A 22063-nucleotide genomic window follows, 5' to 3' on the forward strand; every position below is an offset into this window, starting at 1 on the left:
GACGGTCAGCCGGCCGGGGCCGCGCCGACACTGTTCTTCAGCTCCAGCACCAACTGGGGGGTGAGCGCGGCCCCGGCCCGGTTGGCGAAGAGGGTCATCTCGTAGGCGATGTTGCCGAGCTTCGCCTCCTTGGAGGTCACCACTCCCAGGACGGCACCGCAGCCGATGGCCGACACCAGCACGTGACCGCCCTCCAGATCGATGATGACCTTGTTGAGGCCGCCGAGCCCATAGTTGCCGGAGGCGCCCGCGGCGAGACTCGTCAGGCCGGACACGATCGCGGCGAGCCGCTCCGAGTCGGCGTGTTCCCGCAGTTGGGAGACGGCGATCAGCAGGCCGTCGGACGACACGGCGATCGCGTCGACCACTCCGGCGGTCTCCTGGGCGAACCGGTCGAGGAGCCAGGTGAAGTCGGCTGCGGCGGCTCGCAGATCGGTGGGTTCCGGCCGCTCGGAACTGCTGTCAGCTGTCGACGTGGTCACTGCCGGACTCCTTCTGGGATTGCTGGTGGTGCGATGGTGCCGGTTCCGTCCGGGCGTGGGCGCTGTCCTGCTCCGCCCTGCGTACGGCTGCTTCGAACTCGTCGAGTTCCGAGCGGACGGCCTCGGCGTCGACGGGCTGCCGCACCGCCGGCGTCTCCCGGTCCGCCCGTGAAGTGGTCATGGCGAGCGTCGCGCCCCGCACCCGCCGCCGCAGCGGCCGTGCGTGTTCCGCGACAGGCTGTTCGCCGGATGCGGCGGTACGCTCCCGGGCGATGTCCGCCACGGTCCGTTCCGCGGTGGTCGATCCCGGGGTGGTCGATGCCGCGGCGGTGCGCGACGGGAGGCGCCGGGGAAGCGCGGCGGGCGACGCCGGGGCCGCCGAGCGAGCGGCGACGCCGGTGGCGGGGACCGGTCCGCGCGGCGACGCGGGTGCGGCGGTCTCCTGCCCGGTCCTCACCGGGAGCGACGCCACGGCTCCGATCGGGCCCGCGTCCACGGGCTGCTCGGAGTTCCGGAGGCCCTCGGGGTCCTCGGTACTCGTGGTCAGCAGGAGCGAGGCGGGGATCCAGACGGTCGCGGTGACCCCGCCGCCCGGCGTACGGCTCAGCGACACGCGCACACCCCACCGCCGGGCGAGACTGCCGACCGCGAAGAGACCGAGCACCCTGGTCGGCACGAGGTCGAGCCGTTCCCGGCGCACGAGCCGCGCGTTCTCCTCGGCGAGGCGCTCCGCGCTCATGCCGAGGCCGTGGTCGATGACCTCGATCAGCGCCCCGCCGTCCTCGGTGACGTCGGTCCCGGGGCGGACGGCCACTTCGACGGGGGTGTGGGAGGGCGAGAACGCGACCGCGTTCTCCAGCAGTTCGGCCAGCATCAGCGTCAGGTCACCGACGATGTCGGGCGCGACGGTGACCTCCGTCTCGGGCCGCAGGGACACCCGCTGGTAGCCCTCGATCTGGCCGAGCGAGGCCCTGATGACGTTGGCCAGGGGGGTCGGCCGGGCCTCGACGCCGGCCTCCCGGATGCCGGCGAGCAGCATCAGGCTGTCGGCGTTGCGCTGGAGGCGTACGGCGATGTGGTCGATGCTGTACAGCCGTTCGAGCAGCTCGGGGTCGGTCTCCTCGCGTTCGACGGCGTCGATCAGCATGAGCTGACGTGTCGTCAGGTTGCTCACGCGGCGGCCGACGTTGCCGAACATCTCGGCGACGTTGCGCCGGCTGAGCACCTGCCGCTCCAGCAGCTGGGCGGCGGTGACCTGAACCTGGTTGAACGCCTCGGCCAGTTCGCCGATCTCGTCGCGGACCGGGACCGGGATCGACCTCGGTCGCAGCGGGGTGCTGTCGGCGGACTCGTCGTCGGAGACCCGGGCGAGTTCCTCGCCCGCCACGTCGACCACCTCCTGGGCGGAGCGGGTCAGGGCCTCCAGGGGGCGTACGACCGAACGCCGGATCAGGACGCAGAAGGTCAGCCAGGCGGTGAAGCCGAGCAGGGTCAGCCCCAGCAGGTAGACGGCGTTCCGCAGGGCGTCCGCGGAGAGGGCGTCGGCCCGGGCGGCGGTCTGCTCGATCAGCGACCGGGTGATGCCGAGTCGGGCTTCGGACTGCCGGGCTCCGTCGGCGATCGCCTCGCGGAGCTGCGTCGGCGTCCGGCCCTGCAGGGCCCCAGGGTCGATCTGGAGCTCCGCGAACCGGGCTTCGACACCGTACTGTTCGGCGCTGCGCCGCATGCCGTCCATGCGCAGGACCTGCGCCGGTGTGGCGATGCGCTCGAACCGGTCCATCTGGTGGTCGTAGAGCTTCCGGGCGCCGACCGCCCGGCTGTACTCGGTGAGGGCGTTGGCGTCCCTGGTCTGGGCGGAGAACACGGCGCTCTCGAAGGCCGCGTGGGACGCGTCGGCACGCAGCACGGTGTCCAGGAGTGTCACGACCGAGGACGACGACGTGCCGGAGTAGCGCCCGAGGCCGATGCCGTCGATCAGGTAGTCGACCGCGGAGGCGTACGCGGGGTCGATGTTGGCGGCGGGGACATAGCCCCGTTCGAGCTTCTCGCGCAGGACGCCGAGGCCGCGTATGTAGTCGAGGGCCTGCGCTTCCTCGGGCGGCAGGCCGGCGGCGAACGCCGAACGCACGGCGGCGGCCTGCGCGTCGGTGGCCCGCTGGGCCCGACGGTAGTCGGTGGTCGGTGGCAGCGGGGCTCCGGGGCGGGCCGAGTCGTACTGCACGGAGAGCAGGAGCGCCTGCCGGTGCTCGGCCTGTACGTCGTTGATGAGCTGCGCGACCTGCTCACTGTCGCGCACCAGGTCCGCGACCCGGCCCGCGTCCCGGGCCTGCCGCACCTGGCCGTAGGCGCCGACGCCGAGCAGTACGCCGACGACGGCGATGGGCGCGATCACCAGGACGTTGAGCTTGCGCCGGAAGGGCCACCGGTCGAGAGCCGTCGCCGCCTTGCGGTGAAACCGCGGAGTCCGGCGGGCATGCCTGGGCGGGTCCGGTGCGTGCGGCGGGTTCCCTGTGGTGGCGGACACCCGGGCCTCCTTCGACGTGGTGCTGAGCGCTGACGGGGACGCCGTGTTCACGGACCGCCGACCGGCCGGCACCCGACGTGACACTTTCGCGGCCTTCATCGCTGACAGGAACGAAGAGATTGCGCCAGGTGTCTGGAACCAGCTGGGCGAGAGTATCGCCTTTACCATGACATGACAAAGTTTAGGTCATAAAGAATCCATGACGAAATGTTTGCGAAGTATCTCCCGAGTGCCATGCTTCGCGGACGGGCGCGCTGCGCGGCGAGTTCGGCGCGCATCCCGCATCTGGCCACCGCCGGGCGTCATCGCCCGCCGGCCTCGCGGCTCTCTCTTCCCGTCGCCGGCCTGACCCTCGCGACAGCGGCGACGCGCGTCGCCGGCCCCACGCTCGGCTCCCCGCCCAGCCCCGCCCTCTCTCGCACCGTGTTGGAGACCTCGTGCACCCCACCCGCAAGGCGGCCGTGACGGCCACCGCTCTCCTGGCCTCGGCCACCATCGCCCTCACCACCGGCTGCGAGAGCGCCTCCACCACGGGCGGATCCGTCGCCGCGTCCCCCGGCGGCTCGTCCGGTCCCGGCTGCCCCTCCGCCCTCGCCGAGGCCAAGCGGGCCGTCAAGACGGCCGAGGACGTCAACGCCCCCTGGTCCGGGCCGACCAGCGGGCCCCGGGCCGTCCCCGGCAAGACCATCGTCTACATCGCCCAGACCCTGACCAATCCTGGCGTGGCGGGCGTCGCCAAGGGCGTCCAGGAAGCCGCCGACGTCATCGACTGGCGCGTCCGCACCCTCAACGGCCAGGGCACACCAGCCGGAATCAAGGCCGCCTTCACCGAAGCCCTGGCCCTCGAACCCGACGGCATCGTCATCGGCGGCTTCGATCCCGCCCTCACCGCCGCGCAGGTCGAGCAGGCGAACGCGGACGGCATCCCGCTGATCGGCTGGCACGCCGTCGCGGCTCCCGGCCCCAGCGAGAACCCGAAGCTGTTCAGCAACATCACCACCAGGGTCGAGGAGGTCGCGAAGATCAGCGCCGACTGGATCATCGCCCGGTCCAACGGTCGCGCGGGCGTCGTCCTGTTCACCGACGCCTCGATCCCCTTCGCCAAGCGCAAGTCGGACCTGATCAAGCAGCGACTGGCCACCTGCTCCGGCGTCGAGCTGCTGAGCTACGAGAACGTCCCCATTCCGCGGGCGGGCAGCCTCACCACCAAGAGGGTCTCCGCCCTGGCCTCCCGCTTCGGGGACAGATGGACCCATTCCGCGGCCATCAACGACCTGTACTTCGACCACGCGGCCCCCGCCCTGCGCGCCGCGGGCAGACAGGGCGACGGCGTCCCGTTCAACATCGGGGCCGGTGACGGCGACCCGTCGGCATTCCAGCGCATCAACAGCAAGGAGTTCCAGGCCGCCACCGTGCCCGAACCGCTGTCCGAACAGGGCTGGCAGATCATCGACGAGTTCAACCGTTCCTTCGCCGGCAAGCCGGCCAGCGGATACGTCGCACCGGTCCACGTCACCACTGCCGCCACCAGCGGCGGCGCACTGTCCTGGGACTCCGAGGGCTACCGCGAGGCCTACCGCAGGATCTGGGAGAGGTAGGCACCCCGCGTGCGGCGCTGTTGCGCAGTCCCGCGGACACCGGGTCGCCGGAGACGAGGGCCTCAGCGCCGGGCGGGGCGGGCGCAGCGCACGTGGCCGGAGGTGATCGCGTCCCGGGGCAGGGACAGGCCGAAGGCGCGTTCCAGTCCGGCGAAGAACAGCGCGATGCCGTCCGTCCAGTCGGTGTACTCCTCCGCCCGGCGGATGTGCGGGTTGAGGAAGCCCAGGGGCGCGTTGGGGGCGAAGGGCGTCTCGCCCGGGGTGTACCAGATGAGCTCGTACATGTCCCGCCGCGTGTCGGCGCTGTCCTCGAGCGGGAAGGGGTTCTGGTACACCCCGTCCACGCTGTACCTGAAGTCGTAGATGGCCTTGGCCATGGTCGCGGTCAGCGTGATCTGCTGCCGGGGAGGCGGGTCGAGGCGGCGGGAGAAGGCGTTGTCGAAGTCGTGGTAGCCCAGCCAGGTCCACTCGCCGGCTTCGCCGAAGGCGAGCACGCGGAAGAGGTCGTCCGTGCCGTCGCGTGCGTCTCGCTCCCGCACCTGGTGCAGCAGCAGCCCGTCGGTGATGTCCTGGGCGTCGGCCCCGTAGGCGAGGGCGACCTCCTCGGGGGACGGGCCCTTGAGGAATTCGAGCACCGTGAAGGGGTCTTGCTCTCTCCATCCGCGGGCGATCCACGCCATGCCGTCGCCGACCGGGGGCTGGCGGGCGAGGAACTCCTCGAACGCGGCGGCCTGTTGCGGGTCCATGTAACCCTGGCGGCCGGTGCGCGCGTTGTTCTCCAGCCACTCCAGCTCGTCGACGGACAGCAGCTCGGCCACGGTCACACGGTCCCGGGTGAACGTCATCCGCACCCCGCCGGTGTGCGCGTACCGCACGTACGGGCCCTGCTGCTCCGGCCAGGCCGGGCGCTCCCGCACGGTTCTCGGCCGGGGTCTGGGACCGCCGTGGACGCGCTGCGCGAAGTGCTCCAGCTCGGCCAGCTCGGCCCCGGGGAGAAGCACGCCCGCCGGTTCACCTCCGTCGGTGACACCGATCCGCTCACCGGTCTCCTCGACACGGCCGATCAGACGCCCGAAGTCTCCTAAGACTTCGCTCAGTTCGACGTTGTTCATGGTGTGGGACACTACCGGGCACGCTCCCCGACCGGACCCCGGCTCTTGCACCGCCGGACATCCGGCCGCGCCCGCGCGACCGCCGGTCCCGTCAGCCGACCCGGATGCCGACGATGCACGTGTCGTCGTCGGTGTCCGACTTGCTGTAGGTCAGCAGGCGGTCCAGTTGCTGGTCGAGGGTGCTGGGGGCCGTGCGGGCGGTGGTCAGCAGGTGGGTCAGGGACTCCTCCACGGGCCGGTCGCGGCGTTCGATCAGGCCGTCCGTGTACATCAACAGGGTGTCCCCGGCGGCCAGTTGGATCTCGTCCTCCTCGTACGCGACCTCCGGCACCGCGCCGAGCAGCAGGCCCTTCACCAGGGGCAGCGGCGCCGCCTCGCCGCCCCGGACGAGCACGGGCGGCAGATGGCCCGCCCTGGCCCAGCGCAGCGTCCGCCGGACCGGGTCGTACAGACCGCACACCGCCGTCGCGGTGACGGAGCCCGTCAGATGGTGCGCCACGATGTTGAGCCACGACAGCAGCTGTCCCGGCCCGGCGCCGGTCACCGCCAGCCCGCGCAGCGCGTTGCGCAGGACGACCATGCTGGTGGCGGCCTCGATGCCGTGGCCCGCCACGTCCCCCACGCACAGCAGCACGTACCCGGACGGCAGGACGACGGCGTCGTACCAGTCACCGCCCACCAGCTGCTCGGTCTCCGCGGGCCGGTAGCGGACGGCCACCTGGAGGCCGGTCACCCGCAACGGCGCCTGCGTGGGGGGCATGATGGCGTGCTGCAACTGCAGGGTCAGCCGGTTGCGTTCGGTTGCCTGCTGCTCGGTGTGCGCCAGCTGGTCGCGGGTGGCGGCGAGGGCCACCTCGGTCCAGTGCTGCGCCGAGATGTCCTGGCAGGCGCCGCGGACCAGCAGCAGCCGACCGTCGGTGTCGAGCACCGGTTCGGCGACGATCCGGATGTGGCGGGTCACCCCGTCGGGCCGCTGCAGCCGGAAGGCCGCTGCAGCCGGCCGCCGGTGGTGCAGCAGGGTGCGCAGGAAGCGGCGGATGGAGACGCCGTCGTCCGGGTGGGCATGGGACGGCAGCTCCTCCAGGGGCACCGGGGTGCTCGACTGCGGGCGCCCGTAGAGGTCGAACAGCTGCCCGTTCCAGGTGATCTCACCCGTCAGCACGTTCTCCTCGAAGCCGCCGATGCGGCCGAGGCGCTGGGCGTGCTGCAGCAGGCTCGCCAGGCGTGCCGTCTCGTCCTCGATCCGCCAGATGAGGAGCACCGAGCTGCCGTGCCGGCTGATGCTGATGTCCGCGACCGCCGAGAGGGGGACCTGGTCGACGAGCGCGGTGAGGTTCATGCGGCGAGCCCGGAAGGGCTCGCCGGTGGCGTAGACCCGCTCGACGCGCTGGAACAGTTCGCTGTCCCCGGCGGCCATCGGGTACGCCTCCAGCAGCAGCGCGCCGCTGACGACCGCCCGCGGCCGGCCGGCCGGATCCAGGAAGCGGCTGTTCACGTGCTGGATGCGGAAGTCGGCCAGGTGCCCGTCGCCGTCCAGGTGGGGCACCAGGACCAGGGCGGGGTCGTGCAGGCCGTCGGCCAGGTCCATCAGCTCCGCGGCGTCCGGCAGGACGCGCGGCTCCTGGGTCCCCGCCTGTGGCGGCGTGTACGTCTCCAGGGTGTGGGCGCACAGCTCGGCCAGGGCCTCGACCTGGCGGACGACCTGCGGGGGCTGCGGTGTCAGGGGCGCCGGCCAGGCGATCTCCAGCACGCCGTGGATGCGCCCTCCGGTGCCGGCGGGCAGGGCGACCCTGCCCCCGTCCGGGTGGTAGTGGAGGCCGATGCTGGGCAGTCCGGTCCGCCCGAGGGAGGTGATCCACTGGCCCTCGCGTTCGATGAGGCCCCGTCGCGCCACGGTCACCACGTCCGGTGGGACGTAGCGCCAGCGCGTGGCCTCGGCCGGTGAGAAGCCGGCGCTGCCCGCCAGGGTGAGCGAACCGTCGGAACCCGCGGCCCAGACGGCCACGGCGACCGCGCCGAGGGGGCGCAGCGCCTGCTCCAGCAGGGCGTCGGCTACGGCCTGGGTGTCGTCCGCGGCCAGTACGCCGCTCTCGGCCGCGCGCAGGCGTACGGCGGCCGACTCGGGCTCCGCGCCGTCGGCGGCCTTGGTGGCGGCGAGGAACGCGTCCGTCACCTCGGACATGCGGTCGCGGGCGGCCTGGTTGATGACGTCGACGGCGAGTTCCAGGGGGGTGACCCGGGCCTGCTCGGCCAGCTCGGCGAGCTGCCGGGCGGCCTGGACGGGTCCGCACTTCAGCCGTTCGACCAGGACGCCCTTGGCGAGTTCGATCAGGGCCCGGCCCTCGGCCTCCGCCTGGGCGGCCCGCACCTCCCGGCTGAGCCGTTCGACGGTGGCCGCCAGCCGGCCCACCGGGGAGGCGGGCGAGACTCCGCCGACTTCCCCGAACGGCCCACCGGCTTCCGCGAACGGCCCACCGGCTTCCGCGAACGGCCCACCGGCTTCCGTGAACGGCCCACCGGCTTCCGTGAGGAGCGCGTCGGCTTCCGCGAACGGCCCACCGGCTTCCGCGAGGGGCGCGTCGGGGGACATGAACGGCCCGTCGGAGAGCGCCCGCTGCTCGTCGGGAGTCGCCGACGGGCACGCGGACGTCGCGGACGGCCCGTCGGACGTCACCGGCGGGGAGGCGGACGCCGGACCGGCGGCGGCGCGCCGGGCCTCACCGTCCTGATCCGGTTCGCGCGGCTGCTCGGACATGCTCACGGTGTGGATGCTCCTCGGCTGGAGCGCCCTGGGGCGCGGAACGACGGGCGCTGCGGGGCGCCCGGCCCGCAGGTGTGCGGGGCGGGCGCCGGTGTCCTCATGCGGGCAGCCAGCGCCGGACGCAGGCGATGAGGTCGCGGGTGTCGACGGGCTTGGTGACGTAGTCGCTGGCGCCCGAGGCGAGGCTCTTCTCCCGGTCGCCGGGCATCGCCTTCGCCGTGACGGCGATGACGGGCAGCTCGGCGTACTGCGGCATCCTGCGGATCTCGGCCGTCGCGGTGTAGCCGTCCATCTCCGGCATCATCACGTCCATCAACACCAGCGCGATGTCCGGGTTGTTCACCAGTGTCTCGATGGCTCGGCGCCCGTTCTCGGCGTGCAGCACCCGGAAGCCGTGCAGCTCCAGGATCCCGCTGAGCGCGAAGAGGTTCCGCGCGTCGTCGTCGACGACGAGGACGGTGCGGCCGGTCGACGCCTCGTCGAGGAGGTCGAGCGCCGGACGCTGCGGTTCCTCGGGCCGGACCAGCGAGAGCACGTCCCCGGGCTCCTCGGCGGACAGGTGCAGGGCGATGCGCTCGCGCAGTTCGTCGAGGCTGGAGAGGAACTCCAGTGCCCCGCCCGCCGAACGGGACCGCAGCGTCTCGTCCAGGGAGACGTCCACGGGGTGGCCGCTGTGCACCAGGACCGGGACGCTGCCGAGTGCCGGGTCGCCCTCCAGGGCCTGGAGGAAACGGGACGCCTCGGCGTCGCGCATGCCCAGCTCCAGGACGACGCAGTGGCACGGGTCGGCCGCGAGGGCACCGGCCGCCTCCTGCGCGCCCACGGCGGTGATGATGTCGACGGCGGGCCGCTGCCCGCTGTCGGCGCGGCCGTGGGTCAGGTCGGCGACCACGCTCTCCGCGACGAGGGTCAGCAGGCCACGGGGCCGCTCCTCCACGACGAGCAGGCGCCGGGGCCGCGGTCCGGGCCCGGTCCGGGGCACCGGCACCGGGCGGGACGACCCGGCGGGCAGCTCGGCCGGGGCCCGTTCCGCAGTGCCGCGGTGGCCGAGCACCTCCTCGAAGTCGGGGCGGGCCACGGGCAGGAAGAGCGTGAACGTGCTGCCCTGGCCGGGTGTGCTGTGCACCGTCACGGCACCGCCGAGCAGTTGGGCGATCTCCCGGGTGATGGACAGGCCCAGGCCGGTGCCGCCGTACTTGCGGCTCGTCGTGCCGTCCGCCTGCTGGAAGGCGCCGAAGATCGTCTCCAGGTTCTGCTCCGGGATGCCGATGCCGGTGTCCTTCACGCGGAACGCCACCACGGCGCCGCCGCGGACCACGCCGTCGGGCACCTCGTCGTCCGCCGCGGGCTCGATGCTCAGTTCCACGCCGCCCTGTTCGGTGAACTTCACGGCGTTCGACAGGAGGTTGCGCAGCACCTGGCGGAGCCGGGAGTCGTCCGTGAGGAGGTCGGCGGGGGCGCCGGGAGCGGTCGTCACCGTGAACTCCAGGCTCTTCTGCGTCGTCATGGGCCGGAACGTGGCCTCGACGTACTCGATGAGCTGGCGCAGTGTCACGCGCTCGGGCGTGACGTCCATCTTGCCGGCCTCGACCTTGGAGAGGTCGAGGATGTCGTTGATCAGCTGGAGCAGGTCCGACCCGGCGGAGTGGATGATCTGGGCGTACTCGACCTGCTTGGGGGTGAGGTTGCGGGACGGGTTCTGCGCGAGCAACTGGGCGAGGATGAGCAGGCTGTTGAGCGGGGTGCGCAGCTCGTGGCTCATGTTGGCCAGGAACTCCGACTTGTACTTGGACGCCAGCGACAGTTGCTGGGCGCGGGTCTCCAGTTCCTGCCGGGCCTGCTCGATCTGGAGGTTCTTCGCCTCGATGTCCCGGTTCTGCGCCGCGAGCAGGGAGGCCTTGTCCTCCAGTTCCGCGTTGGAGCGCTGGAGTTCCTCCTGCTGTACCTGCAACTCGGTGGAGCGGGCCTGGAGTTCGGCCGTGAGGCGCTGCGACTCGACGAGCAGCTCGTCGGTGCGGGCGTTGGCGACGATGGTGTTGAGGTTGACGCCGAGGGTCTCCATCAGCTGCTCGAGGAAGTCCCGGTGGATCTGCTTGAAGGGGGTGACCGAGGCCAGTTCGATGACGCCGAGGACCTGGCCCTCGACGACGACGGGCAGCAGCACCAGCGCGGTGGGCACCACCTGGCCGAGGCCCGAGGAGATGGTGACGTAGCCGGGCGGCAGCTCGTCCACGGCGATGGTGCGGCGGCTGCGCGCGGCCTGGCCGACCAGGGTGCGGCCGAAGGCGATGCGGGTGGGGCGGCCGCTGTCCTCGGGGTAGCCGTAGGAGCCGACGAGCCGCAGTTCGGGTCCGTCGTCGCCGTCCTCGGCGAGGTAGAAGGCGCCGTACTGGGCGGACACCAGGGGCACCAGCTCGTCCATGATCAGCTCGGCGACGACGGGCAGGTCGCGGTGGCCCTGCATCAGGCCCGAGATCCGGGCGAGGTTGGTCTTGAGCCAGTCCTGCTCCTGGTTGGCGCGGGTCGTCTCGCGCAGGGACTCCACCATCGAGTTGATGTTGTCCTTGAGCTCGGCGACCTCCCCGGAGGCCTCGACGTTGATCGAGCGGGTCAGATCGCCCTCGGCGACCGCGCTGGTGACCTCCGCGATCGCCCGCACCTGCCGGGTCAGGTTGCCCGCCAGCTCGTTGACGTTCTCCGTCAGGCGCTTCCAGGTGCCCGAGACGCCCTCGACCTCGGCCTGGCCGCCGAGGCGCCCCTCGGTGCCGACCTCGCGGGCGACGCGGGTGACCTCGTCGGCGAACGCGGAGAGCTGGTCGACCATGGTGTTGATGGTCGTCTTGAGTTCGAGGATCTCGCCGCGGGCGTCCACGTCGATCTTCTTCGACAGGTCGCCCCTGGCCACCGCGGTCGTCACCAGCGCGATGTTGCGCACCTGGCCGGTGAGGTTGTTGGCCATCGAGTTGACGTTGTCGGTGAGGTCCTTCCACGTGCCGGCGACGTTCGGCACGTGCGCCTGGCCGCCGAGGCGCCCTTCGGTGCCGACCTCGCGGGCGACGCGGGTGACCTCGTCGGCGAACGCGGACAGCGTGTCGACCATCGTGTTGATGACCTCGGCCAGCGCGGCGACCTCGCCCGCGGCCTCGACCGTGATGCGCTGCGACAGGTCGCCGCGCGCCACGGCGGTGGCGACCTGGGCGATGGAGCGGACCTGGCCCGTGAGGTTCGACGCCATCACGTTGACGTTGTCGGTGAGGTCCTTCCAGGTGCCCGACACGCCGCGCACCTGGGCCTGCCCGCCGAGGCGGCCCTCGGTGCCGACCTCGCGGGCCACCCGCGTCACCTCGTCGGCGAACGCGGACAGCTGGTCCACCATCGTGTTGATGGTCGACTTCAGCTCCAGGATCTCCCCGCGCGCGTCCACGGTGATCTTCTGCGAGAGGTCGCCCTTGGCGACGGCGGTGGCGACCAGGGCGATGTTGCGGACCTGGCCGGTGAGGTTGCCCGCCATGAAGTTCACCGAGTCGGTGAGGTCGCGCCAGGTGCCCTTGACGCCCTTGACGTCGGCCTGCCCGCCGAGACGGCCCTCGGTGCCGACCTCGCGGGCCACCCGCGTCACCTCGTCGGCGAACGCGGACAGCTGGTCCACCATCGTGTTGATGGTCGACTTCAGCTCCAGGATCTCCCCGCGCGCGTCCACGGTGATCTTCTGCGAGAGGTCGCCCTCCGCCACCGCCGTGGTGACCTGGGCGATGGAGCGGACCTGGCTGGTCAGATTGCCGGCCATGTGGTTCACGGAGTCGGTCAGGTCACGCCAGACGCCGGCCACACCCGGCACCTGGGCCTGCCCGCCGAGCCGTCCCTCGCTGCCCACCTCGCGGGCCACCCGGGTGACCTCGTCGGCGAACGCGGACAGCTGGTCGACCATCGTGTTGACGGTCTCCTTCAGCTGGAGGATCTCGCCGCGGGCGGGCACGTCGATCTTCTGCGAGAGGTCGCCCTTGGCCACCGCCGTGGCCACCTGGGCGATGTCGCGGACCTGGGTGGTGAGGTTGCCCGCCATGGCGTTGACCGAGTCGGTCAGGTCGGCCCAGGTGCCCGAGACGCCCGGCACCTCCGCCTGCCCGCCGAGCGTGCCCTCGGTCCCGACCTCGCGGGCCACCCGGGTGACTTCGGAGGTGAACACGGACAGCTGGTCCACCATGCCGTTGAAGACCTTGGCGATGTCGCCCATGAGGCCGTCGGCGTCGTCCGGCAGCCGGGTGCCGAAGTCCCCGTCCCGTACGGCCGTCAGGCCCGCCAGGAGCCGCCGCAACTCCTGATCGCCCGGCACCGCATCGACGACACCGGCGCTGTCGCTGGTCATGCGCACCCTCGTTCCGCTCCCCAGGAGTCCCCGCACGCCGAGGACTCGGAACTCCCCCGGGCCCGCTTGGTCGGCCCGGGTGTCGTGCCTGCATTTCCGTGGTCACGGATCTGCGCGACGTAGAAATACGCCGCAGGCTAACCCAGGTTTCGAGCCCGGAACAAAGCGTGGACGGCGGTTCGGACGGGTGCGCGACATCGTCGACGACGCGCCCCCTGCCGGTTCGCGTCAGGCGTCGGCGTCGACGCGCGGACGGATGCCGTCCGTGGCCGGTCCGGCGGTGTCCGCGGACTCCTCGGAGAGCCGCTCCATGCCGCTGGTGGTCTTCAGCGGCTTCTCCTTGATGAACAGCACGGCGATCAGCGCGAGCAGCGCGAAGGGCGTGGCGACGAGGAAGAGTTCTGCGGTGGCGACCCCGTAGGCGTGCTCCACGATGTTCCGCATCGGCTCCGGCAGGGCGGTCATGTCGGGCACGCCCCCGTGCCCGGCCTGGCCTCCGCCCGCGGCGGCACCCGAGCCCTCCAGGCTCCTGGTCATCTCGGAGGCGACACGGTTGGCCAGGATCGCGCCGAGCACGCTGGTGCCGATGGTGCCGCCCATGCTGCGGAAGAAGGACAACACCGAGGTCACGGCGCCCAGTTCGGCCGCCGGGACGTCGTTCTGCGCGGCCAGCACCAGGTTCTGCATCAGCATGCCGACGCCGACGCCCATCACCGCCATGTAGAGGCTGAGCAGCGCGAAGGGGGTGTCGGCGCCGATCGTGGAGAGCAGGTCGAGGCCCGCGGTCATGGTGACCGCACCCACGACGAGGTACACCTTCCACCGTCCGGTCGCGCTGATGATCTGCCCGGCGACGGTGGAGGAGAGCAGCAGCCCCAGGATCATCGGCAGGCTCATCAGACCCGCGATCGTGGGGGACTTGCCCAGGGACACCTGGAAGTACTGCGACAGGAAGACCGTGCCGCCGAACATGGCCACGCCGACGAACAGGCTGGCGACGGTGGTCAGCGTGACGGTGCGGTTGCGGAAGATGCCCAGCGGGATGACCGGCTCGGCGACCTTCGCCTCGACGAACACGGCGGCGACGAGCAGCGCCACTCCCCCGCCGGTCAGCGCGGCGGTCTGCCACGACGCCCGGTCGAACTCGTTCCCGGCGAGCGTGACCCAGATCAGCAGCGCGCAGACGCCCGCGACGATCAGGAAGGCACCGAGGTAGTCGATCTTCGCCTCGCGGCGGACGGTGGGCAGGTGCAGGGTGCGCTGGAGCAGGGCGATGGCGAGCAGGGCGAAGGGCACGCCGATGAAGAAGCACCAGCGCCAGCCGAGCCACGAGGTGTCCACCAGGACGCCTCCGATCAGCGGACCGGCGACGGTGCCCACGGCGAACACGGCGCCGAAGACGCCGGCGTACTTGCCCAGCCTGCGCGGCGGGATGATCGCCGCCATCACGACCTGCGAGAGGGCGGTGAGGCCGCCGGCGCCGATGCCCTGGGCCACTCGGCTGAAGATGAGCAGCCCGACGTCGCAAAATATCCGACTGGGGATGGAGAGGGCCACGGTGCGGCGCGCGCCGCTCGATCCGCCCGGGTCGCGGCGTCTTCGGCCCCGCCAGGTGATCACCATGCACGAGGACCGGGCCGTGGCCGGAACAGCGGTCGTCCTGGAGGTTCTGCGTCCGTCCGCGTGACAGGAGAGAGGCCGGGCCCGCAATGAGTCACCGGAGGGTGGTTGTTCTACCCTCACGGGCAAGGCCGATGGTGCATTTTCGGCCTGCAAGGCGATCGAATCAGTCACGCGCGCCGTGGCGGACGCGGGCGGACAACCCCTGCCAGGAGGACCCTTGTACGACGACCAGCGGGCGGAGCGCCCCGGAAGCCACGGAGAGCACCACATACAGCGCGAGTTGGGCACCGTCGAACGCGCCGACCGCTTCTACGACGAACAGGTGCTGGACCGGCTCAACCCGCGGATGCGGGAGTTCGTGGCCCGTCAGGAGATGTTCTTCCTCGCCACGGCGGACGGCCGCGGGGAGTGCGACAGCACCTTCCGGGCCGGCCCGCCCGGATTCCTCCGGGTGCTCGACGACGCGACCCTGGCCTACCCGGAGTACCGCGGGAACGGCGTCATGGCCTCGCTCGGCAACATCCTGGAAAACCCGCACATCGGCATCCTGATGATCGACTTCTCCCGGGACCGTATCGGCCTGCACGTCAACGGCCGCGCCCACCTGGTCGCCGATGACGCCATGCGCCGGCGACATCCGGGCCTGCCGGTCGACCCGGTGCCCGGCCGCCGCCCCCAGATGTGGGTGGAGGTCGAGGTGGAGGAGGCGTACATCCACTGCTCGAAGCACATACCGAGACTCGTCCCGGCACCACTGCGGCAGAACACCGCCAGGGAGGGCGGCCCGGCCGTCGACGGCGAGCAGGCCTGGGGCACCGACGACGTCCGGCGCAAGGGCGGCGACTACTTCGGAGCGGCGGCACAGCGGCACGGGCTGGCGTCACGCTGACGGCCGGCGACCGGCCGGCCGTCGCCGGTCAGGCGTCTTCGGGGCCGGCCGGGCGTCGCCGTGACGGGTACACGCCGGTCAGGTCGGCCGCCGTCCGCGCCGGTTCCGGACGCGGGCCGATCCACTCGCAGATGAGGACGGTGGCATCGTCCTGAAGACGGCCGTCGTGGTATTCGAGGACGGCGTGGATGAGGCGGCGCAGCGTCTCGGGGACGGGCAGCCCGTCGGCGTGGTGGCGGATCAGAAAGTCGGTGAACCGGTCCAGGCCGAATTCCGGGCCGCCGGAGCGACGCGCCTCGGTGATGCCGTCGGTGTAGAGCACCACGCGGTCGCCGGGCTGGAGGTGCTCCTCGCACACCCTGCCGGGCAGGCCGAGGTCGGTGCCCATCGGGTGGGCCGGCGGGCAGGTGAGGTGGGTCGTCCAGCGGTTGCCGCGGATGATGATCGGCGGGTGGTGGCCGCGGTTGACCCACCGCAGGCCGCCGGTGCGGGTGTCGAGCGTGGCCAGGACACCGGTGACGTAGCGCCGGTGGTCGTACTGTTCGAGGAGGGCGGCTTCGACGGCCTCCGCCTTGGCGAGGAGGTCGGCGCCCTGGCGGCGGGCGTTGCGGCAGGCTCCCAGCGCGAGGGCCCCGGAGAGGCCGGCCGCGGTGTCGTGGCCCATCGCGTCGAGGATCGTCAGGTGGACCAGGGGCCCGTCGACGGCGTACTCGAAGACGTCGCCGCTGATGTCGTAGGCCGGTTCCAGGGCGGCCGAGATCGCCACCCTTCCGTCGGCGTAGGTCCGCGGCGGCAGCAGGTTCCACTGCATCTCCGCGGCCACGCTCATCGGTCGAGTGCGGGCCAGTCTGGCCAGCGCGTCGCTGGTGCCCCGCTTGCTGACGACGATCAGCGAGACGAGGGCGGCCAGCGCCTCCATGTCCGCGCGGGTGCCGGGGTCGTCGCGCCCGGCGCTCACCCGCAGCAGCCCGATGCGTTCGGTCCCGTCCAGCAGCGGCACCCACCACTCGAACGTGTCACCGCCCGGTGGCCCGGCGGGCAGGACGTCGCCGTACTGGAAGGCCCGCCCGGCGACCGTCCCCTCGACCTGCAGCACCGGCTCGTCCCCCTGGGCCGCCGCGTCGGCGCCGGGCAGGAGGCACAGGGTGTCGCGTTGCAGGTCCGCCAGGTAGATCAGCACGCGGTGGAAGTCGGCGGCACGCGCGCACTCGGACGCCTTGGCCGGCAGCAGCTCGATCGGCATGAGGTGACTGGCGTCCAGCAGGTCGGCGAGCATCCGCCGCCCGCCCTCGCCGCTCGGCTCGCTCACGGTCCACCTCCGTTCGTTGCACCGGACGGTTACCCGGGGTGGCGTCCGGGAAGCCGGCCCGCGGAACCCGGCGGCGCGGTCACCCGGTGCGCCACCCACCGGCCGAGTGCCCCGTCACGGCATCGTGCCCTGGCCGCTGATCAGGTCGGTGACCGCGGGGAGGCCGCCCCGCGCGAGGGCGGCGCGCTGCCGGTCCGCGCCGGTACCGTCCTGCAGGAGCCGGTGGATCAGGGACGTGACCTGCCGGGTGTCGCCCGAGGCGTCGAGTGCGGGGGCGACGTAGCGCAGGAACTCGTACAGCATGTCGCCGGCGCGGTGCGGTGTGCCGCCCGGGTCGACCAGGGTGTCGTCGAGACCGTGACGGGCGGCGTGCCACATGGCGGCCTGGAGCATCTCCGGGGCGCAGTCGGGCACGGGCGCGCCGACGGCAGTCTCGGCCAGGGCGGTCTCCACCAGGCCCCGGGTGATCGCGGCGAGCATGACCGCCTCGTCCGCGTGCAGCTGGACGTCCAGGCACCGCACCTCGACGGTGGGATAGCGCGACGACAGGCGGGCCTGCCAGTAGAGCTGGCCGGTGTCGGAGATCAGCCCGGCCTCCACCAGCCGCTGCGCACGGCGGTCGTAGTCCGCGGCGTCCCGGAAGGCCGGGGGCATGCCGCTGACGGGCCAGCGGCTGAAGATCACCGTGCGCCAGCTCGCGAAGCCGGTGTCGTGGCCGTCCCACAGCGGGGAGTTCGCCGCCATGGCCGTCAGGGTGGGCAGCCAGGGCCGGATCCGGTTCAGGACCTGCACACCCGCCTCGCGGTCGGGCACGGCGACATGGACGTGGGTGCCGTTGACCAGCTGCTCCGCCACCAGCTGCGGTGCCTGCGTGACCATCGCCCGATACCGGGCCTGGTCGGTGACGGCCACGGGACGGCCGTGACGCACCGGCGGTGTGCCGCAGGCGGCGATCCGACAGCCGTGCTCCTCGGCGGCCACCCCGACGGCGTGCCGCAGCCGTAGCAGATGCCCTCCGACCTCCTCCAGGGTGTCGCACACCGGCGTGGCCACCTCGACCTGCGCCTGCAGCAGCTCGTACTGCACCTCCTGGTCGGCCACGAGACGCCCCACGCCCGCGGCGGCACGCACCTTGTCCGCGTGGGGTACCGGCAGGCCCGTGACCGGGTCGAGCAGCAGGTACTCCTCTTCCACGCCGATCGTCGTCATCGACCACCCTCTGTTCCGCCCGGCCGATGGGCCGGACCTCCATCCGAGTGCCGCAGCCGCTTCATGACAAACCATGACACATCAAGCGAAACGGAGGGTCGACCGCTCGGACGAATGGATCATTCGGCCGTTCGGCCGAACGCCGCGCGAGGACACGTGAAGGGGACGCACCGCCGGGGCTAGGTTCCTCCGAGCCGGAGACGGCAGACGCCGTCACGCCCACACACCGTTGCTGCTGATCGAGGAACTCATGGCGACCTATACCGAGCCCGTCGCGCCGGTACCCGCGGCGGAGCGCCGCGGCAGGGGGAAGGTGATCGTCACCTGGGTGACGACCACCGATCACAAGAAGATCGGGCACCTGTACCTGATCACGTCGTTCGTGTTCTTCCTGATCGCCGGGGCACTGGCGATGGCCATCCGGGCGGAGCTGGCACGGCCCGGGCTGCAGATCCTCTCCAGCGAGCAGTACAACCAGGCGTTCACCATGCACGGCACGATCATGCTGCTGCTGTTCGCGACGCCCACCTTCGCCGGCTTCGCCAACGCCGTCATGCCCCTGCAGATCGGCTCGCCCGACGTGGCGTTCCCCCGGCTGAACATGCTGTCGTACTGGCTGTTCCTCTTCGGCGGACTGATCGTGCTCGGCAGTTTCCTCACCCCGCAGGGCGCCGCCGACTTCGGCTGGACCGCGTACACCCCGCTCAGCGGCGGCGAGCGCACGACCCACGTCGGCGGGGACCTGTGGATCATGGGGCTGGCGCTGTCCGGCTTCGGCACGATCCTCGGCTCGGTCAACTTCATCACCACGATCATCTGCATGCGCGCCCCGGGCATGACGATGTTCCGGATGCCGATCTTCACGTGGAACGTGCTGCTCACCTCGGTGCTGGTGCTGCTGGCCTTCCCGGTCCTGGCCGCCGCGCTGCTGGTGCTGGAGGCGGACCGGCGGTTCGGCGCCCAGGTGTTCAACGCCGAGAACGGCGGGGCGGTCCTGTGGCAGCACCTGTTCTGGTTCTTCGGACACCCCGAGGTCTACATCCTGGCGCTGCCGTTCTTCGGCGTGATCAGCGAGATCATCCCCGTCTTCGCCCGCAAACCGATCTTCGGTTACACGGGTCTGATCGGCGCGACCATCGCGATCGCCGGTCTGTCGGTGACGGTGTGGGCGCACCACATGTTCGCCACGGGCGCGGTGCTGCTGCCGTTCTTCTCCTTCATGACGTACCTGATCGCCGTGCCGACGGGCGTGAAGTTCTTCAACTGGATCGGCACGATGTGGAAGGGCTCGCTCTCGTTCGAACCGCCCATGCTGTGGGCGGCCGGTTTCCTCGTCACCTTCCTCTTCGGCGGCCTGACCGGTGTCATCCTGGGCTCCCCGCCGCTGGACTGGCACGTCACCGACAGCTACTTCGTGGTCGCCCACTTCCACTACGTGCTCTTCGGCACGATCGTGTTCGCGATGTTCGGCGGGTTCAGCTTCTGGTGGCCGAAGATGACCGGCACCCTTCTCGACGAACGCCTGGAGAAGATCCACTTCTGGACGCTCTTCGCCGGCTTCCACACCACGTTCCTGGTGCAGCACTGGCTGGGCGCCGAGGGCATGCCCCGCCGCTACGCCGACTACCTGGACGCCGACGGCTTCACCGCCCTCAACACCGTCTCCAGCATCGGCGCCTTCCTCCTCGGCCTGTCGACGCTGCCGTTCCTCTACAACGTGTGGAAGACGGCCCAGAAGGGCGAGAAGGTCGAGGTCGACGACCCGTGGGGCTACGGGCGCTCGCTGGAGTGGGCCACCTCCTGCCCGCCGCCCCGCCACAACTTCCTCACGATGCCCAAGATCCGCTCCGAGTCCCCGGCTTTCGACCTGCGCCACCCGGACCTCGCCGTCCTCGACGAGGCGGAGAACACCGGCGGGCAGCGCGATGTGATCGACGCCGACGGGCACAAGGGCGAACGGCCGTGAGACGCGGCAGACGCGAACCGCCGGCCGGCGGGCGGCCTCACGTCCTGGCCGACGAGGTGGAGGGCTATCTCCTGGCCCAGACCCATCACGACCAGGCGCGACGCGAGGCCGAGGACCTGTGCGCCCGGATGCCGTGGCTGACCGGCGCCCAGGCCGAGGAGATCGCCGGGCACTACGTCCGCACGCGCCTCGACGTCACCCGTCAGCTGCTGCTCGGCACTGTCCGGCGGGCCGAGCAGCTGCGGCACGAGTACGAGAGCCGCTACGCCGCCCTGCGGCACGCCCTGCTCAGACGCCACGCGGCCGGTGCCTGCGCCGTCCTCGCCTGCGCCGCCGGGGTGGGCGCCCTGGCGGGTCTGCCGACCCGCTGATGAGCGCCGACGCCCGACGAGCCTCCCGGGCAGCGAGCAGGACCCGCCCCGATGCGGATGGTGGGCGGGCCCTGCTCGTGCGCACCATTGTGAGGAACCCCGGGGGGCCGGGCCACGAGTGAGATCCCCGTGTGTGCGCGCGGCGCGCACACCCCGCGCGCAGGGCGCACTCCCCGCACGCTCGCCCCTGCCCCCGGGCGCCGCCCGGGGCCGCAAGGCGCTGCCCGCGTCCTCACATGGCACAGCTCGGCACGGGTACGCGGTGCCTCATGAGCGACGACAACACCCCAGAACCGAACGACCGCGGGAGTCGGCCGGAGAGCACCGAGGAGGAGCGGGCCGCCGCCCGTCCCTTCAGCTATCCGCACCCGGAGCGGCGCGCGGGTGTGCGCGCCACCCGCCACATCAGCCGCGACGAGGCCGACGCGGACAGCGTCCCCGGCGTGCCGGGCGGCTACGGCACCACCGGCGGCGGTCAGGCCGGCGGCCGGAGCACGCCCCGCCCCGGCGGGGAGGACACCGCCGAGGAGTCGGGCGTGACCGACGTCGTACCGGGCCGCGAGCCGCGTCCCGACCGGGGAGGTGACCGCTCGTAGGTACGTACGGGACGGGAGCCCCGACCCGGACGCGACCCCGGGTGATCCCCGCCGGCCTGCGGCGACGATACTGGCAGGCACACGTACCCCCGCTCACAGATGGACCCATGCCGACCTCCCCCACCGTCCGCCCCCTCACCCCCGCCACGGTGTGGCTGGCCCGCGGCCGCCGTACCGGAGGCGCCGCGGAAGAGACTCTCCGGCGCTCGCTCCAGCAGCGCAAGGACAGCCAGGACATCGACGACTTCGTGGAGTTGCCCGCCGACGAGACGGCCCCCTCGGAGCGGGTCTTCGAGGCCCGCTGGCGGGTGGACGACGCGGTGACCGTGCGCGCCCGGCTGAGCCTGACGCCCGGTCCGGGCGACGGGCAGGAGTGGCTGCTGGTCGCGGAGGCCGAGCAGCCGTGGCGGGAGGCATGGCCGTCCCCGGCGGGCCTGTTCTGGCCGGAGGAGCCGGACACGGCGTGGGTCCAGGACGCCGCCACGGGCCTGTCCCTGCGGGAGATCAACCCGCTCCCCCAGGACGACAAGGAGACCCGTCGCCTGCTGCGGAACGCGGTGCGCGGCGGCTGGCACATCCACGTGGTCGTCCACGAGGCGATGACCACCGACGACCGCGGCCGGGTGCCGCTCGCGCGGTGGCTCCCGCCGGGCCTGCGGCACCGCGTGGTGGAACACCGCGCCGCGCCCCAGCAGCACCGGGGCCTCAACTGGGCCCTGCGCGACCTCGGTGTCCAGGTGCCGCGCGGCGGTGCCGTGGTCCTGCCCGGCACGCCGGCCCCGGAGGGCTACGACGCCCCGGACTTCTCCGTGCGCGCGGTCTTCCTCGACGGCTCGGAGCCGACCGACCTCGTCGACGCGGTGAAGCGGTTCGCGGCGCTGCCCAGACCCCTGCCCGACGGCGCCGAGGCCGCCCTCACCGCGCTGCGGGAGGACTGGCACCTGCTGACGCTCCAGGAGGAGCTGGAGCGCCAGCGCGGTCTGGTGGCCATGTACGCCGAGGCGCTGGAGGCCATGACGAAGTCGCGCGACCTGTACCGGGAGGCGGCCGAACGCGCCCACGAGGCCCTGGCCGCCTACCAGGAGTCCGCCGGGGCCGCTCCGGCCCGGGAGGAGCCGTCCGGTGCGCCCGCCGCGTCCCCGCTCCAGCAGCTCACCCGGACCCTGGAACGCTTCAGGAGCAGGCGCCCGGCGGCAACGGCCCAGGACGCGGGGAGCGCGGACGTCGAGCAGGTGAAGTCGGAGCCGTAACGCCCGC

14 protein-coding genes are annotated in these 22063 nt (G+C 72.1%); 6 read left to right on the forward strand and 8 right to left on the reverse strand.

From position 1 onward, the window contains the following. Nucleotides 1–5: 5 nt before the first annotated feature. Complete coding sequence (locus ACSUPV_RS01305) at nucleotides 6–482, reverse strand: roadblock/LC7 domain-containing protein (protein WP_031118430.1); 477 nt, start codon at nucleotides 480–482, stop codon at nucleotides 6–8. Next, nucleotides 463–3006 carry an ATP-binding protein gene (locus ACSUPV_RS01310; RefSeq protein ID WP_436946743.1) on the reverse strand — a complete coding sequence of 848 codons (2544 nt, stop codon included), beginning with the start codon at nucleotides 3004–3006 and terminating at the stop codon, nucleotides 463–465. Before ACSUPV_RS01310 ends, ACSUPV_RS01305 begins: the two co-directional genes overlap by 20 nt. Before the next feature lie 437 nt (nucleotides 3007–3443). On the opposite strand from ACSUPV_RS01310, the gene ACSUPV_RS01315 reads away from it, so the two are divergent. After that, entirely contained in the window at nucleotides 3444–4604 is a 1161-nt protein-coding gene (locus ACSUPV_RS01315) for a substrate-binding domain-containing protein (RefSeq protein ID WP_037761376.1), read from the forward strand. A gap of 62 nt (nucleotides 4605–4666) precedes the next feature. On the opposite strand, the gene ACSUPV_RS01320 is transcribed toward ACSUPV_RS01315, so the two are convergent. The 4 genes from ACSUPV_RS01320 to ACSUPV_RS01335 all read right to left on the reverse strand — a co-directional run bounded on the left by ACSUPV_RS01320 (nucleotide 4667) and on the right by ACSUPV_RS01335 (nucleotide 14466). Beyond that, complete coding sequence (locus ACSUPV_RS01320; protein WP_436946744.1) at nucleotides 4667–5716, reverse strand: prevent-host-death family protein; 1050 nt, start codon at nucleotides 5714–5716, stop codon at nucleotides 4667–4669. A 91-nt stretch (nucleotides 5717–5807) separates the two neighbouring features. Continuing rightward, nucleotides 5808–8471, reverse strand: a complete 2664-nt coding sequence (locus ACSUPV_RS01325) for a SpoIIE family protein phosphatase (protein WP_436949863.1) — start codon at nucleotides 8469–8471, stop codon at nucleotides 5808–5810. A 103-nt stretch (nucleotides 8472–8574) separates the two neighbouring features. Then, entirely contained in the window at nucleotides 8575–12843 is a 4269-nt protein-coding gene (locus tag ACSUPV_RS01330; protein ID WP_436946745.1) for a HAMP domain-containing protein, read from the reverse strand. A gap of 228 nt (nucleotides 12844–13071) precedes the next feature. Beyond that, nucleotides 13072–14466: an MFS transporter gene (locus tag ACSUPV_RS01335; RefSeq protein ID WP_436946746.1), complete on the reverse strand. Its 1395-nt coding sequence runs from the start codon at nucleotides 14464–14466 to the stop codon at nucleotides 13072–13074. Nucleotides 14467–14683: 217 nt separating this feature from the next. Here ACSUPV_RS01335 and ACSUPV_RS01340 point away from each other — a divergent pair, with 217 nt between their 5' ends. Then, the gene (locus ACSUPV_RS01340) at nucleotides 14684–15355 is read left to right on the forward strand and encodes a pyridoxamine 5'-phosphate oxidase family protein (protein ID WP_382608418.1); all 672 of its coding nucleotides are present in this window, start codon (nucleotides 14684–14686) and stop codon (nucleotides 15353–15355) included. Between the two features lie 28 nt (nucleotides 15356–15383). On the opposite strand, the gene ACSUPV_RS01345 is transcribed toward ACSUPV_RS01340, so the two are convergent. Both ACSUPV_RS01345 and ACSUPV_RS01350 read right to left on the reverse strand, forming a co-directional pair. Then, complete coding sequence (locus ACSUPV_RS01345; protein ID WP_382609251.1) at nucleotides 15384–16631, reverse strand: PP2C family protein-serine/threonine phosphatase; 1248 nt, start codon at nucleotides 16629–16631, stop codon at nucleotides 15384–15386. 147 nt (nucleotides 16632–16778) lie between these two features. Beyond that, nucleotides 16779–17873: a carboxylate-amine ligase gene (locus ACSUPV_RS01350; RefSeq protein ID WP_382608420.1), complete on the reverse strand. Its 1095-nt coding sequence runs from the start codon at nucleotides 17871–17873 to the stop codon at nucleotides 16779–16781. 250 nt (nucleotides 17874–18123) lie between these two features. Between ACSUPV_RS01350 and ctaD the strand changes: the two genes are divergently transcribed. The 4 genes from ctaD to ACSUPV_RS01370 all read left to right on the forward strand — a co-directional run bounded on the left by ctaD (nucleotide 18124) and on the right by ACSUPV_RS01370 (nucleotide 22056). Next, on the forward strand, nucleotides 18124–19839 hold the full coding sequence (ctaD, locus tag ACSUPV_RS01355) for an aa3-type cytochrome oxidase subunit I (RefSeq protein WP_359790439.1): 1716 nt from the start codon (nucleotides 18124–18126) through the stop codon (nucleotides 19837–19839). Then, entirely contained in the window at nucleotides 19836–20210 is a 375-nt protein-coding gene (locus ACSUPV_RS01360; RefSeq protein WP_031120342.1) for a hypothetical protein, read from the forward strand. The genes ctaD and ACSUPV_RS01360 overlap by 4 nt, the downstream gene beginning before the upstream one ends. A 269-nt stretch (nucleotides 20211–20479) precedes the next feature. Then, complete coding sequence (locus tag ACSUPV_RS01365; RefSeq protein WP_051648935.1) at nucleotides 20480–20806, forward strand: hypothetical protein; 327 nt, start codon at nucleotides 20480–20482, stop codon at nucleotides 20804–20806. Between the two features lie 107 nt (nucleotides 20807–20913). Next, a complete protein-coding gene (locus tag ACSUPV_RS01370; protein ID WP_436946747.1) occupies nucleotides 20914–22056 on the forward strand; it encodes a hypothetical protein in 1143 nt (380 codons plus the stop codon). Nucleotides 22057–22063 lie beyond the last annotated feature (7 nt).

The organism is Streptomyces sp. SudanB52_2052 (assembly GCF_964272415.1).
GTDB lineage: Bacteria > Actinomycetota > Actinomycetes > Streptomycetales > Streptomycetaceae > Streptomyces > Streptomyces olindensis.